The 14596-nt window shown below is 51.9% G+C and carries 14 protein-coding genes, 1 rRNA gene and 1 other annotated feature (2 of these 16 running past the window's edge); all 15 genes read left to right on the top strand.

Going from position 1 to position 14596, the window contains the following annotated elements; all coding sequences use genetic code 11:
- Nucleotides 1–40: a sequence feature (ribosomal protein L21 leader region), on the top strand (it extends 46 nt beyond the left edge of the window).
- 14 nt (nucleotides 41–54) lie between these two features.
- On the top strand, nucleotides 55–366 hold the full coding sequence (gene rplU, locus NST84_RS23980) for a 50S ribosomal protein L21 (protein ID WP_019908991.1): 312 nt from the start codon (nucleotides 55–57) through the stop codon (nucleotides 364–366).
- Between the two features lie 12 nt (nucleotides 367–378).
- On the top strand, nucleotides 379–714 hold the full coding sequence (locus NST84_RS23975) for a ribosomal-processing cysteine protease Prp (RefSeq protein ID WP_342562615.1): 336 nt from the start codon (nucleotides 379–381) through the stop codon (nucleotides 712–714).
- A gap of 18 nt (nucleotides 715–732) precedes the next feature.
- Nucleotides 733–1044, top strand: a complete 312-nt coding sequence (gene rpmA, locus NST84_RS23970) for a 50S ribosomal protein L27 (protein ID WP_039876443.1) — start codon at nucleotides 733–735, stop codon at nucleotides 1042–1044.
- Between the two features lie 219 nt (nucleotides 1045–1263).
- Entirely contained in the window at nucleotides 1264–2004 is a 741-nt protein-coding gene (locus NST84_RS23965) for a Spo0B domain-containing protein (RefSeq protein WP_342562614.1), read from the top strand.
- Between the two features lie 15 nt (nucleotides 2005–2019).
- Nucleotides 2020–3330: a GTPase ObgE gene (gene obgE, locus NST84_RS23960; RefSeq protein WP_342562613.1), complete on the top strand. Its 1311-nt coding sequence runs from the start codon at nucleotides 2020–2022 to the stop codon at nucleotides 3328–3330.
- A 315-nt stretch (nucleotides 3331–3645) separates the two neighbouring features.
- Nucleotides 3646–4815: an SPFH domain-containing protein gene (locus NST84_RS23955; protein ID WP_342562612.1), complete on the top strand. Its 1170-nt coding sequence runs from the start codon at nucleotides 3646–3648 to the stop codon at nucleotides 4813–4815.
- 11 nt (nucleotides 4816–4826) lie between these two features.
- A complete protein-coding gene (locus NST84_RS23950) occupies nucleotides 4827–5573 on the top strand; it encodes a hypothetical protein (protein WP_342562611.1) in 747 nt (248 codons plus the stop codon).
- A 15-nt stretch (nucleotides 5574–5588) separates the two neighbouring features.
- Entirely contained in the window at nucleotides 5589–6392 is an 804-nt protein-coding gene (locus NST84_RS23945) for a hypothetical protein (RefSeq protein WP_342562610.1), read from the top strand.
- A gap of 155 nt (nucleotides 6393–6547) precedes the next feature.
- Nucleotides 6548–6985, top strand: coding sequence for an ACT domain-containing protein (locus NST84_RS23940; RefSeq protein ID WP_342562609.1), 438 nt, complete (start codon nucleotides 6548–6550; stop codon nucleotides 6983–6985).
- Between the two features lie 101 nt (nucleotides 6986–7086).
- Complete coding sequence (locus NST84_RS23935) at nucleotides 7087–8373, top strand: homoserine dehydrogenase (protein ID WP_342562608.1); 1287 nt, start codon at nucleotides 7087–7089, stop codon at nucleotides 8371–8373.
- Between the two features lie 35 nt (nucleotides 8374–8408).
- On the top strand, nucleotides 8409–9383 hold the full coding sequence (gene thrB, locus NST84_RS23930; protein ID WP_342562607.1) for a homoserine kinase: 975 nt from the start codon (nucleotides 8409–8411) through the stop codon (nucleotides 9381–9383).
- A gap of 2 nt (nucleotides 9384–9385) precedes the next feature.
- A complete protein-coding gene (gene pheA / locus NST84_RS23925; protein ID WP_342562606.1) occupies nucleotides 9386–10273 on the top strand; it encodes a prephenate dehydratase in 888 nt (295 codons plus the stop codon).
- 3 nt (nucleotides 10274–10276) lie between these two features.
- Complete coding sequence (gene ilvE / locus NST84_RS23920; RefSeq protein WP_342562605.1) at nucleotides 10277–11158, top strand: branched-chain-amino-acid transaminase; 882 nt, start codon at nucleotides 10277–10279, stop codon at nucleotides 11156–11158.
- Between the two features lie 329 nt (nucleotides 11159–11487).
- Entirely contained in the window at nucleotides 11488–13053 is a 1566-nt protein-coding gene (locus tag NST84_RS23915) for a LysM peptidoglycan-binding domain-containing protein (protein WP_342562604.1), read from the top strand.
- A 507-nt stretch (nucleotides 13054–13560) separates the two neighbouring features.
- Nucleotides 13561–14596: ribosomal RNA gene (locus NST84_RS23910) — 16S ribosomal RNA — on the top strand (it continues 512 nt past the right edge of the window).

Raw genomic sequence — 14596 nt, 5'->3', positions numbered from 1 at the left:
GGGAGTCTGCCACCTAGACTAGGCGAGTCTGAGACATGAGGAGGTGCAAGTACAATGTATGCAATTATCGAAACTGGTGGTAAACAATACAGAGTCCAAGAGGGCGATGTTCTGTTCATCGAGAAGCTGGAAGCTGAAGACGGCGCAAGCGTAACGTTTGACCGTGTATTGGCTGTTTCCAACGAAGGCGGTCTGACTGCAGGAACTCCGCTCGTAAGCGGCGCGTCTGTAACAGCTAAGGTCGAGAAACACGGTAAGGGTCAGAAGGTTGTAGTTTACAAATACAAACCGAAGAAGAACTACCACAAGAAACAAGGCCATCGTCAACCGTACACTAAAGTAACTATTGAGAAGATTCAGGCGTAAGAAGGTGCGTTAATGATTAACGTGCGGATTACACGGGCTTCGGACATAGGTACTGTTATCGGTTTTGAGGTGGAAGGGCATGCAGGTTATGCCAAACGCGGTGAAGATATTGTGTGTGCCGGAGTATCTGCTGTTACAGTGGGCACCGTCAACTCAATTGAGGCTCTGACCGGAATTATCATGGATACGTCCATGAAGAACGGCTTTTTAAGCGGAACCCTGGGTTCAGTGGAGGATGCCGAAATCTCCGTCAAAGTTCAACTGCTGCTGGAATCCATGGTCTTAATGCTCAGTGATATCGCAGAATCATACGGGAAGTATATTAAGATACAGCAAGTTATCATTTAAAGAAGGAGGTTGACCAACATGTTGAAATTGGATCTTCAGTTATTCGCATCGAAAAAAGGTGTAGGTTCCACAAAGAACGGACGTGACTCCCACTCCAAGCGTCTTGGCGTGAAACGTGCTGATGGTCAGGCAGTTACCGGCGGTAACATCCTGGTTCGTCAACGCGGAACAAAGATTCACCCGGGCACTAACGTAGGCATCGGTAAAGATGATACGCTGTTCGCTCTGGTTGATGGCGTAGTGAAGTTCGAACGTTGGGGACGCGATCGCAAAAAAGTGAGCGTGTACCCGGTTGATGTCGCTCCGGTAGCAGCGGCAGTGGAAGCGTAAGCTTTCCGAACCACATTTGTATGTAGAAGCCTCCGGCCTGAGTGCCGGGGGTTTTTTTGATAAGTGGTAAAGGTCGGATTAGGGGTTTCCCGGAAAGTGTCTGAATGCTGATGATTGCACCCGGGTGCGTGTGTTATACTGGAAAATGGTGAAAGCCCCTTCGGGGAAGAATAACTAAATTTGGCATCAATTTTGCGAACTGAGGGACGGGGAGAAAGAATGAAATCCTGGAAAAGTATAATCTGGGCAGTCATGTTATCCGTAACGCTTCCTTTAGGTCTCGTGTATTGGCACACCTCCCTTTTCACATGCCTGCTGCTCGGCGTATGGACAGCTGCAGCGCTTGCTCTCAGCCTTTATTACAACCGGCGTCATTATGAAGAGGAACTGCATATACAGGAGAAAACTCTGCAGCAGGCGGCAAACCGGACACTGAATCATCATCGTCATGACTGGATGAATGATCTGCAAGTGCTTTACGGATATATCCAGCTGGGCAAGCCTGATAAATCCGTGCAATGTGTGGAAAGAATAAAGGAACGAATTGCGCTTGACAGCAGGATCTCCAAGCTGGGCATTCCGTCACTGGTATTCTATCTGCATTCCTTCCGTACCTACAGCAGCACTCTGGAGCTCGAAGTACAGATCGAAGAAGGACTGCAGCTGGACGACAAGCTGACTCCCGGCCGGGGGGACGAGCTGACTTCCGTGATTATGCAGACGGTAAGGGCTTACCAATACAGCGGAATGGTGTCACAGGGTGATACGCGGACACTCCGTCTGGGATTTATACAGGATAAGGGTGACATTCTTATCTCTTTCGAAAGCAGGGGAGAGCATGGCAATCCCGAGCTGCTGCAGGGGCAAATTTATAATATAGTCCAAGGAAAAATCATGAAGGCGGAGCAGTCGAAGCCGGGCGAGGCTTACGTAGAACTGCGTGTACCGCTGGAGATGTAAGGAAGGTGAACTTAAATGTTCGTAGACAAAGCTAAGATTTATGTTAAAGGCGGCGACGGCGGGGATGGTCTCGTAGCCTTCCGCCGTGAGAAATATGTTCCGGAAGGCGGACCGGCCGGTGGTGACGGCGGCCGCGGAGGCGACGTTATTTTCCGTGTGGATGAAGGCTTGCGCACCCTGATGGATTTCCGTTATCAGCGCCATTTCAAGGCTGACCGCGGCATTAAAGGCCGTAACAAAAGCCAGCACGGCGCAAATGCTGACCATATGATCGTAAGGATTCCTCCAGGAACCATACTGATTGATGATGATACCCAGGAAGTGATTGCCGACATGACCCGTCACGGCCAGCAAGTGGTTGTAGCGAAGGGCGGTCGGGGCGGCCGCGGAAATGTCCGGTTCGCCACTGCTAATAATCCTGCACCTGAACTTGCCGAGAATGGGGAAGAGGGCCAGGAACGCTATATTGTAATGGAACTGAAGGTTATGGCTGATGTGGGCCTGGTAGGCTTCCCGAGCGTAGGCAAATCCACGCTGTTGTCGGTAGTATCGGCGGCGCAGCCTAAGATCGGTGCATATCACTTTACTACAATTACCCCGAACCTTGGTGTGGTTGCAGCAGGTGACGGGCGCAGCTTCGTTATGGCGGATCTGCCGGGACTGATTGAAGGGGCCAGTGAAGGTGTGGGCCTTGGACATGAATTCCTGCGCCACGTTGAACGGACACGGATTATTATTCATGTGGTGGATATGTCCGGCTCCGAGGGACGCGATCCGTTTGAGGATTGGGTGCTGATTAACGACGAGCTGAAGCAGTATAATGCTAATCTGCTTGACCGTCCGCAGATCGTGGCGGCGAATAAGATGGATATGCCGGATTCGGAGGCCAATCTCGCTACTTTCCGTGAAAAAATCGCGGAGATCCGCCCGGATCTGGAGATTATGCCGATTTCTTCACTTACCCGGCAGGGTATTCAGGAGCTGCTCTACCGGGCGGCGGATATTCTTGACAGCATTCCGGTCGCACCGGTAGTCGAGGAAGTTGCCGAGATTGTGGAGCGCAAGGTGTACAAGCTGGAGGCCGAGGCGGATGACAGCTTCACTATCACGCGTGACAACGAAGCCTATGTTGTCAGCAGCCCGCGCATTGAGAAGATGCTCAAACGTATGCAGCTGAGCACTCATGATGCGATCCTGAAGCTGGCCCGTACACTGCGTCATATGGGTGTCGATGCCGAGCTGCGCAAACGCGGAGCTGTGGAAGGGACGATCGTCCGGATCGGAGATTTCGAATTCGAGTTTGTTGAGAGCAGCAGCTACTATTAATTAATCATTGGCCTGTCTGCGTGCAGGCAGCTATATAAAGCCGGCAGTGCTTCTCCTTTGCGGAGGGCGCTGCCGGCTTTTTTGATAATAGAGAAGCATCCGGTTCCCCAAAAAGCACATGAGCCAGCATCCATGAGGCCGCGCTTGACGGGGTTATTTTGTCATCAAAAAACACACCCAAACTGCCGGCAGATCGTATACAATGGTAAGCGGAAATGCATGATTTTCCATATAAGCGGATGATTGCTTTTTTATCAGAGCAGAGCTGCCGATATATAAAATACATACTTAAGATCAGGAAAGAAGGAAGCGCGGATGGCTATTATTGAGGTAGTGAAATATGACGGGCCTCCCGGCGTGTTCGCCTGGAAGTACCCTGAGCAGGAGCTCGGTACCTGGACGCAGCTTATCGTCAATGAATCGCAGGAGGCTATCCTGTTTAAGGGAGGGCAGGCGCTGGATTCTTTTACAGCCGGGAGACATACGCTCAGTACAGCAAATATCCCGGTCCTTTCTAGCATTGTGAACCTGCCGTTCGGAGGGAAGTCCCCTTTTACAGCTGAGGTGTGGTTTGTGAACAAGCTCAATTCCATGAACGTCAAATGGGGCACCAGCTCACCGCTCCAGCTCCAGGACCCTAAATATAATGTGATGGTGTCGGTCCGCTCCTTTGGACAGTTTGGGGTAAGAATCGACGATGCACGCAAATTTCTGCTGAAGCTGGTGGGTACACTGCCCCGGTTTGACCAGGAGACCATGCTGAGTTATTTCCGCGGGCTGCTGATGTCCAATATCAATGAGCTGATTTCCTCCTATCTGGTTCATAAAAAAATCAGCGTGCTGGAAATCAATGCTTATGTAGTGGAGATCTCCCGGCACATTCAAGGCCGGCTGGCACCTGCCTTTTTGGACAATGGCATTGAACTTAACAATTTCTATATTGACTCCATTAACATTCCCGAAGATGACCCGGTTACACTGCGGCTGAAGGAAGCTCTGGCCAAAAAAGCAGAGATGGATATCATCGGCTATACCTATCAGCAGGAACGCAGCTTTGATACGATTGAAGAAGCGGCAGGGAATCCCGGCAATTTAGGGGCCGGGATCATGAATGCCGGTCTTGGCATGGGGATGGGCTTTGGTTTTGCCGGCCCGGCTGCTGACATGGTCGGCCGGATGACCAGGGGCATCAGGGAGCAGGGCGGAGCTGCCGCAGGCGGCTTTAACGGCAAAGCCTGTCCGGACTGCGGGGAAGTAAGCCCGGATTACGCCCGGTTCTGCAGCAGATGCGGCAAAGGGTTCAAGGAGGCTGATTCAGCCGGGGAGGATAGCATTCCCTGTAGGGGCTGTGGAAAGCGGGTGGCAGCACGGGCCAGGTTCTGTACGCACTGCGGAGAGAGTATGATTCTGAAATGTGCGGGCTGCGGGCATGAACTGGCAGCAGGGCAGAAGTTCTGCGGCGAGTGTGGCAGAAGAACAGGCTGAAGGGGGCATTTATGCAAAAGAACAGGAGATCTACCTGGATTATTAGTCTAATCTATGCTGCAGCTGCCATTCTGTCGATTGCTCTCTTAATCATCCTGGAGCCGCCCGGCCCGCGGCTTCGCTTCATTGTTACTGTTGTAGCCGTACTGGTTGCTGAAAGTGCAGTCTACGGTTATGCCCTATTCTGGCTGGGCTCAGCCCGCAGGAACCGGAATGCCTCGCCGCTGCTGATTAGCGAGGCCTGGATTACAGGCGTTTATGCGTCTGCGGTCATTATTGCCGCTGTTCTGCTCGATTGGGGGCTGCAGCTGCAGCCGCTGATTTATATGACCGTGCAGCTGACGCTGCTGCTGGCTGGTATTGCTCTGCTTGCAGTGACAGGCCTGTACGGGCGTAATGCCGCTGCAGGGGAGCGACGGTCTGCGGATGCCGCCAGGGCTCACAGGCAGCACCAGGCCGAGCTGCAGGACATCCGGGAGCTTGCCGGAAGCTGGAGAAACCCGGGGGCACCATGGCTGACTGAGCTTGTCGCCGGGCTGGAGGAACAGTTCCGGTACAGCGATCCGCTTACCCGGCCGGATCTGCATGATACCGAGGATATGCTTACCCGGCAGATTTCTTTGCTGCATGACCAGGTCGCGCTGCTGCTGGCGCTGAGGGACCCGGGCAGCGACTGGGAAAATACGGCCAGCGAGCTGGCCGACAGTATTTCCGGTACGCTCCAGCGGCGGAACAGGGAGCTTGCCGCGTTAAAATAGGAGGAAGAATACTACGTGAACATTGCAGGGAATTCAGAAGGGCAGGTATCCGGACAGGGCAACCGGGATTCAATTAATATCCCCAAATATGCCCGCACCGCCTTTGATTATGTTGTAATAGCGGCATGTTATCTGTTCATGCCGGCCGGTCTGCTGCTTGCGCTGGTACGGCTCATATTTTCCCATTATAAGAATTACCGTAAACCGGTTAACTACAGCCTGCTGTATCATGCCTTTGCCGGCGGGTTTGCCGAAATCATTATTTTTATAATTTATCTGGTTGCGGGTGAGCAGTATGACTTTGGCGGAACAGTGATGCTGATCAGCCTTTTGATTGCCTTCAGTGTGCTTTTTCTGGTGCCGGCGGCTGTATTTGCGTATGTGGCAGCTGTGAGCAGGCATGAATTTTCCAGGCTTGCCGCACAATATGTGCAGCTGGCTGCCAGCCGTGCTATCCGCCATACCGGCACTATATCCAGAGAGACCGGCCAGAGCGAAAGTGATGTACGCAGAGATCTGCTGTATCTGCAGAACTGTGGCGTTCTCGACCGGAGACTGGTATTCCAGGAGGGGAGTACAGCTCCGGCTGCGGAAGATTCTGCCCCGGAGGTTTCTGCCGCAGGCAGCTCTGCCGGAGCCGGCAGTCCGGCTCCCGGATCAGCCCGCTGGCATGCCGAAACGGCAGACAGAACACAAGCTCAAGCCGCGCAACAGCTGCCTGAGTCCGTCCGCTGTACAAGCTGCGGTGCCCAAAATACGGTGTCACCCGGACAGGCCAAAAGCTGTGACTATTGCGGAACCGCCCTGTCCTACGGTTAACTGCGAAGCGGCTGGCTGTCAGTAGCCCCCGGCCTGTGCCGGGGCTTTGCTGTATCCGGACTCTTTTCCCTGATGAAAATCTATTGCTTTTTTCAGGCCTTTTCCAGTATAATGTCCACTATGTAAACACAAAAGTCTTTGGGGTGAGGACGTTCGTGAAAGAGCGCTATTATTTGGTCCGGGAGGACATTTTGCCTGACGCAGTGCTGAAGACGATGCAGGTCAAACAGCTGCTGGAAGCAGGAGACGCCAAGACGGTGCATGAGGGTGTGGAGCAGGTTGGACTTAGCCGCAGCGCTTTTTATAAATACAAAGACGGCATTCATCTGATTCATCAGCTGGAGCGGGAACGGATCGTAACCATTTCCCTTGATCTGGAGCATGAATCGGGCATGCTGTCCAAGGTGCTCGGCTGTGTAGCGGTTCATGGGGCGAATGTGCTGACGATCAATCAGAGTATTCCTCTGCAGGGGCGGGCAAATGTCGTCATCTCTGTGGAAATCTCGCATATGAACCATGAGCTGGGTGACATGCTGGACGGTCTGAAGGAAATATCCGGTGTGAAGCGGGCTGTAATTATAGGTCAGGGATAAGAAGTGTAGCTTCATAAAACTAAGCGGATGCTTACGAAGCAAGTTTTATTGCGTAGAAGTTCAAAGGAGTATAGCTTCATAAAACTTTTAGGAGGAACCACATGAAGCCGGTTAAAGTTGGATTATTAGGACTTGGCACGGTCGGTGCGGGCGTAGTCCGTATCGTCGAAGGAAATCAGGAGGACCTGAGCAGTCAGGTGGGTTCCCCGATCGTTATTGAACGCATAGCTGTAAAAAATGTTGATAAGCCGCGGGACATCGAAGTCGATGCAGCGCTGATCACTACCGATCCGTGGGAGGTTATCCGCGATCCGGAAATTGATGTCATTGTTGAAGTCATGGGCGGCATCGCCGGCACCAAGGAATATATTCTGGAGGCACTGGAGCTCGGCAAGCATATCGTAACCGCCAATAAAGACCTGATGGCACTCCACGGGTCGGAGATCCTGGCTAAGGCGCAGGAGAAGCAGTGTGACGTATTTTATGAGGCCAGCGTCGCCGGCGGGATTCCGATTATCCGTACGCTGATCGAAGGCTTTTCCTCGGACAAAATCAAGAAAATCATGGGGATCGTAAACGGTACAACCAATTACATACTGAGCAAAATGAGTCAAGAAGGCGCCTCTTATCATGATGTGCTGAAGGAAGCGCAGGGACTGGGCTATGCCGAGTCAGACCCGACCTCTGATGTGGAAGGCCTTGACGCAGCACGCAAAATGGCTATTCTGGGCACGCTCGGCTTCCGCACCAATGTGGAGCTGAATGATGTCAGTGTCAGCGGGATTTCCGGCGTGAGCAAGGAGGATATCGCCTTTGCCAAACGTCTTGGTTATGATATGAAGCTGCTGGGGATTGCCGAGTGTGAAGACGAGGAATTCAGCATCAGTGTACAGCCGACGATGATCCGCGCCTCCCATCCGCTCGCTTCTGTGAATGGCGTTTTTAATGCGGTTTATGTATACGGGCAGGCGGTTGGTGAGACGATGTTCTACGGCGCAGGTGCAGGGGCAATGCCTACAGCAACCTCTATCGTGGCTGACCTGGTGGCGGTAATCAAGAACCTGAAGCTGGGCGTGAACGGCCTGAAGCAGATTGTGCCTTACAAGCAGAAGAAGCTGAAGAGCGACGAAGATATTTTTTATAAAAACTTTCTGCTGCTGCATGTTGATGACAAAGCGGGTGTGCTGGCCAAAATTACCCAGGTGTTCGCAGAATATGACGTCAGTCTCGATTCCGTGGTTCAGCAGGCTAATCCGAATAATCCGGATGCAGAAATCATTATTGTAACGCATAATGCCAGCCGGGCAAGCATGAATAAGGTGCTGCGCCATCTGGAGGAGCTTCCGGTTATTCACCGAATCAAGAGCCATTACCGTGTAGAGGGATAGTACTCGCAAAAAAGACGAAGGAGATTTCACCCGCTATGAGTATGTATGGAAGGTCTAGAGTAAAAGTACCCGCCAGTACCGCCAATCTGGGACCCGGCTTTGATACGCTTGGGATGGCCTTGTCGCTGTATGCCTGGATTGAGATGGAAGAAGCCGAAGAGACGGTGTTTCACTTTTACGGCGATCAGATGAACGGGCTTCCCTGTGATAAAAGCAATCTGCTCTACCAGGTGGCCCAGATGGTATTTGACGAAGCGGGCGTTTCTGTTCCCGAGCTGTCCATTTCGATGTATTCGGATATTCCGCTGACCCGGGGGCTGGGCAGCAGCGCATCGGCAATTATCGGTGCACTCGCTGCAGCCAACGCGATGATCGGGTCGCCGCTGGATAACGCCAAACTGTTTGATCTGGCCTGCTCCCTCGAAAAGCATCCCGACAATGTCGGGGCCTCCCTGTTCGGCGGGATCATTGCAGCGGTTTGGGACGGCACTCATGCCGATTATATCCGGATCGAGCCGCCTGGGGACATGGAGGTACTCGTCGTTATTCCGGAGTTCGAGCTGGCTACGACCAAAGCACGGGGTGTGCTTCCGACTGAGATTACCGTCAGCGATGCCGTGTATAATATCAGCCGCAGCTCGCTGTTAACTGCTGCCTTTGCCGCAGGCAGGCTTGATCTGATCGGCCGGGCGATGCAGGATCGGCTGCACCAGCCTTACCGTGCGCCGCTCGTTCCCGGCATGGAGAAGCTGCTTAAAGAAGCCCCGCAGCACGGTGCGCTGGGAATTGCGCTTAGCGGCGCAGGCCCGACGCTGCTCTGTCTGGTGGATGCCGGCAGCAGCAGGAAGCAGGAGCTGGAGCTGTTCCTGAAGGAGACAATGGCCGAACATGGGATTCCGGCTCAGACCCGCTGGCTGCCTCCGTGTATTGACGGCGTGAAGGCAGAGCTGGTGGAAAGAAACGGGATGCAAAACAGCTCATTTTTGGATATGATAAAAGGAGAAGTATAGTCATGAAATCAATAGCGGTATTGCCGCAGGGTACGGTATCCCACGAAGCGCTGCTGCATTTATTTGGTGACGAGCCGGTCAGCATTAATCATCACAAGCTGATCTCCGATGTTTTTCTCTCGACGGCAGGCGGAACTACGGATTATAGTGTGATTCCGATTGAGAATACGATCGACGGTTCGGTAAGCCTGCATATTGACTGGCTTATCAATGAAGTGAATCTGCCTATGCAGGCGGAATGGATCTTTCCGTCCATTCAGAATCTGATCGGTCATCCCGGAGAGTTCAAGAATAGCAGCGGCGAAAAGGACTATTCCGGAATTGTGAAGATCCTCTCTCATCCCGTTGCTATGGCACAGTGTCTGCAGTTTATCCGTGAGCATGCGCCATGGGCTGAGCTCGAATCAGTGGGAAGCACTTCCGAGGCTGTGGAAATTGTGAAGAACAATCCTGGCCGGGGCTGGGCCGCTATCGGCACAGCGCTTGGAGCCGCCACACACGGCCTGGAGATTGTCGAGCGCAAAATTACGGATCACCATAATAACTACACGCGCTTTGTTCTGGTAGGACCGCAGAAGCTGAGCCTTCAGAAGAAAAGCTCCGGGGACAAGACCAGCATTCTTGTAACGCTGCCGGAGGATTTCCCGGGAGCCCTGCATCAGGTGCTGGCTGCCTTTGCCTGGCGGCGGCTGAACTTATCACGCATTGAATCAAGGCCGACCAAGAAGAAATTGGGTACTTATTATTTTTACATTGATGTGCTGGAACCGATCGAATCGGTCCTGCTGCCTGCTGCGATCGAAGAGATCAAGGCATTGGGCTGCCAGGTACGGATTCTGGGCTCGTATCCCACATACACCTATGAAGAAGAGAAAGCGGAGGTGCAGTAGTTCATGGCTGAGCAATGGATCTATCTGGATGGACAACACGTAAATAAGGAAAATGCAAAGGTATCCGTATTTGATCATGGTTTTCTTTACGGTGACGGTATTTTCGAAGGCATCCGTATTTATAACGGCAACATTTTTAAATGCAAAGAGCATCTGGACAGGCTGTATGATTCGGCCAAATCTATTATGCTGGACATTCCGCTGACGTATGATGAGATGCTGGAAGCCATGGCGGAAACGATCCGCCTGAATGAAATGCGCGACGGCTATATCCGTCTGATTGTTTCGCGCGGTGTAGGTAATCTTGGACTCGATCCGCGCCGCTGTCCTAAGGCCAGTGTAATCATCGTTGTCGAGCAGCTTGCGATCTATCCGGAGCAGGCTTACCTCAACGGCTTGCGTGCCGTATCTGTATCCCAGCGCCGCAACCTTCCGGATGCGCTCAATCCGAAGATCAAGTCGCTTAACTATCTGAACAATATCCTCGTCAAAATCCAGTCTAACCTGGCTGAAGCTGACGAAGCGATCATGATGAATGCCCAGGGCTACGTAACTGAAGGCTCCGGTGATAATATCTTTATCGTTAAAAAAGGAGTCGTGTACACGCCGCCTTGCTACCTGGGCGCGCTGGAAGGCATCACCCGTCTTGCAATCATTGAGCTGTGTGAGAAGCTGGGTCTGCCTTTAAAGGAAGAGCCTTTCACTATGCATGACGTGTATATTGCTGATGAAGTGTTCTTCACCGGAACTGCTGCCGAAGTTATCGCCGCACGCGAGATCGACGGGCGGATTATCGGCGAAGGACATGCCGGTCCGATCACGCTGCAGCTGCTTGAAGAATTCCGTAACGCCGTGGATAAAGACGGCTATAAAGTCTGGGAGTAACTTTTTCCGCGCAGTGTAACCTTTGAATTGATATTATAAATCCCTTCATGCAGGCGGATTGGTCTTTGTTCATCGACAAATGATCAGTCTCGTCTAAGGCATGTGGGGATTTTTTTTGCTGCAGGGATGTCAATCGCCCATGGGCTGCATAAGATGTAGTAACGAAGGAGACAGCTGTACCGCATATAACGATGCTCAGGGAGCAGTTACCCGGGAGTGGGGACGGATGCTTCTCTGAGCCGGAATTTACAGCCGGATAAAGGACGACATGGCTGTAAAGCTTGCAACGCGCTCCAACAATTACGCATTTTTTGGGAGGTTAATGCTGCGTGAAAATACACATTGTTAAACAAGGCGATACGCTCTATGCATTATCGCAAAAGTACGGAGTACCGCTGCAAAAAATCATTGAGGCTAATCCGCAGATCAGTAATCCGGAGGTGCTTAATGTAGGGGATAAGGTTAAGATCCCTTCAGCTCCGGCCTCGGTGCCGGAAGCAAGCGAGCTTTTTTATAAGCATACGGTCAAGCAAGGGGATACCCTGTGGAAATTATCCAAAGCCTGGGGAATTACCCTCAAGGAAGTGATCGATGCCAACCCGCAGCTCAAAAATCCGAATGCGCTTTTGACCGGTGAGATTGTGAATATCCCCAAGAAGTCGAATGCAACCTCCATTCAGCCACAGGCGGTCCAGGGAGGTGCCACAACACTTCCAGCTGAAGGCGGATCACCGGCTATTGTTGACAAGACAAAAATTGGCGGGAAAACCTATACCGGACCTATAACAGAGCCTGCCAAGGAAACAGAGACGGCTCCTGTGGCTGAAACGGTTCCTGAGCCTGTAATTAATAAAGCGCCTGAAGTGAATGTTGCTCCGGAAGTGAACGTAGCTCCGGAAGTGAACGTAGCTCCTATAGTGAATAAAGCTCCTGAGGTTGCACCTGTGCAGATGGTTCATGAATCACAAAGCCTGTTTGTGCAGATTTCCGTTCCTGCTCAGGAAGCGGTAGTCTACGAGCCGAAGGAAAAGGGGAAAACGGCGGTTGAACCAGCAACATGGGCTCCGGCAAGCAAGGAAAAGGGTTGTGATCCTGCAGCGGGTTATCCCGGACTGCATGAGAATCCGTATGCCTATGATTGCCCTCCTGTATATCCGTACTATGAGCAGGCTCTGCCGGTAACAGGGGTGAATCCGCTGGATAATATGGTTCATCCCGCTATGTATGGGCCGGAATATATGATCCCTTACGGTGTGCCGTATGGCTGCCACGACAGCATCTATCCAGTTCCTGAGGCGCAAGGTGCCTGGTATCCGGCAATGATGCCTGATTATCAGACATTGCCGGTTTCCGGTGTGAATCCGGCTGCCGAATATCCGTCTTATGGTATTCCGCAATACGGCGAACAGCAGGTGAATTTGCCTTGGCCGTCCTGCGGCTGCGGGGGTGAACCTGTGATTCAGCCATACAGCTATGAGCAGCCGGTATACGGCACTTATCCTGCGTATACGCCTCAGCCAAGCGGAATTTCTCCATATGGAGTTATGGCAGATTCAGTTTCTGGTCCCGGCATTAATGCTGCAGCACCGTTAGGGACATATTCAAGTCCGGCGGTTGCCGGCATTCCGGCCTATCCGGTGTATCCGGGGATGGAGAACGCTGTGCATAACCGTGTGCCGGAAATTTTGGAACCGGAGATTGCTGTACAGGAGCCCGCTCAAGCATCCGCTGAACTAAAAGAGACTGCAGCGAAGGCGAAAGCGCGCAGCGGTAAGTCCACTGGAGCAAAAGCCAAGGTCTCCAGCCACAGCGAGGGTAGATCGTCGAAAACAACGTCTAAACAGGGAACAAGCCGGGAGAGTAAAAAAAGCAAGAATCCATGGATTTCGAATTAACCGGGACTAGAAATAAATAGTCTGAAGGAAGCATGCGGGATGCATTAAGCAGTCCTGCATGCTTTTTTTATTATGGTAAAAGAGATATAGTACGTATAGAGCTTTTGGGCTAATGCAACAATTTTTTAATTGGGAAATATTGTGGGTTGTCTTTCTAGGACATGCCATGGTATATTATAAATCCAGTCACAAGCAGCTAATAACTGCTAAAGATTGAAATATGTTTTTCGAAACCATTGTAAATCACTTTGAAAAAAAGTGTTGCGTTAAATCGAAGAACATGATATATTATAAGAGTTGCTGATGACGATAATATCGAAGTCGACGACGAGCTTGATCTTTGAAAACTGAACAACGAGTGAGTATAGGAAATCACTTCGGTGAGATCCAAAGTAGAGAATGTAAATTCTCGTCAGATGTTTCAAAATGAGCAATCGCTCTTTTCGATAGTTTTCGGATGGTTATTTCCTCGGAGTCATTCGGGTGAAGTAGCTGCTCGGAAAAACCTTATTGGAGAGTTTGATCCTGGCTCAGGACGAACGCTGGCGGCGTGCCTAATACATGCAAGTCGAGCGGAGCTTATCCTTCGGGATAAGCTTAGCGGCGGACGGGTGAGTAACACGTAGGCAACCTGCCCCTTAGTCTGGGATAACTACCGGAAACGGTAGCTAATACCGGATAATTTCTCTTTTCGCATGAGGAGAGAATGAAAGGCGGAGCAATCTGCTGGTAAGGGATGGGCCTGCGGCGCATTAGCTAGTTGGTGGGGTAACGGCTCACCAAGGCGACGATGCGTAGCCGACCTGAGAGGGTGAACGGCCACACTGGGACTGAGACACGGCCCAGACTCCTACGGGAGGCAGCAGTAGGGAATCTTCCGCAATGGGCGAAAGCCTGACGGAGCAACGCCGCGTGAGTGATGAAGGTTTTCGGATCGTAAAGCTCTGTTGCCAGGGAAGAACGTCCGGTAGAGTAACTGCTACCGGAGTGACGGTACCTGAGAAGAAAGCCCCGGCTAACTACGTGCCAGCAGCCGCGGTAATACGTAGGGGGCAAGCGTTGTCCGGAATTATTGGGCGTAAAGCGCGCGCAGGCGGCTATTTAAGTCTGGTGTTTAAACCTTGGGCTCAACCTGAGGTCGCACTGGAAACTGGGTGGCTTGAGTACAGAAGAGGAAAGTGGAATTCCACGTGTAGCGGTGAAATGCGTAGAGATGTGGAGGAACACCAGTGGCGAAGGCGACTTTCTGGGCTGTAACTGACGCTGAGGCGCGAAAGCGTGGGGAGCAAACAGGATTAGATACCCTGGTAGTCCACGCCGTAAACGATGAGTGCTAGGTGTTAGGGGTTTCGATACCCTTGGTGCCGAAGTTAACACAGTAAGCACTCCGCCTGGGGAGTACGGTCGCAAGACTGAAACTCAAAGGAATTGACGGGGACCCGCACAAGCAGTGGAGTATGTGGTTTAATTCGAAGCAACGCGAAGAACCTTACCAGGTCTTGACATCCCGATGAAAGCATTAGAGATAGTGCCCCTCTTCGGA

The organism is Paenibacillus sp. FSL R7-0345 (genome assembly GCF_038595055.1).
GTDB lineage: Bacteria > Bacillota > Bacilli > Paenibacillales > Paenibacillaceae > Paenibacillus_AQ.
Note: the sequence above shows the minus strand (reverse complement) of the source record. Positions and strands in the feature narration are given on the sequence as shown.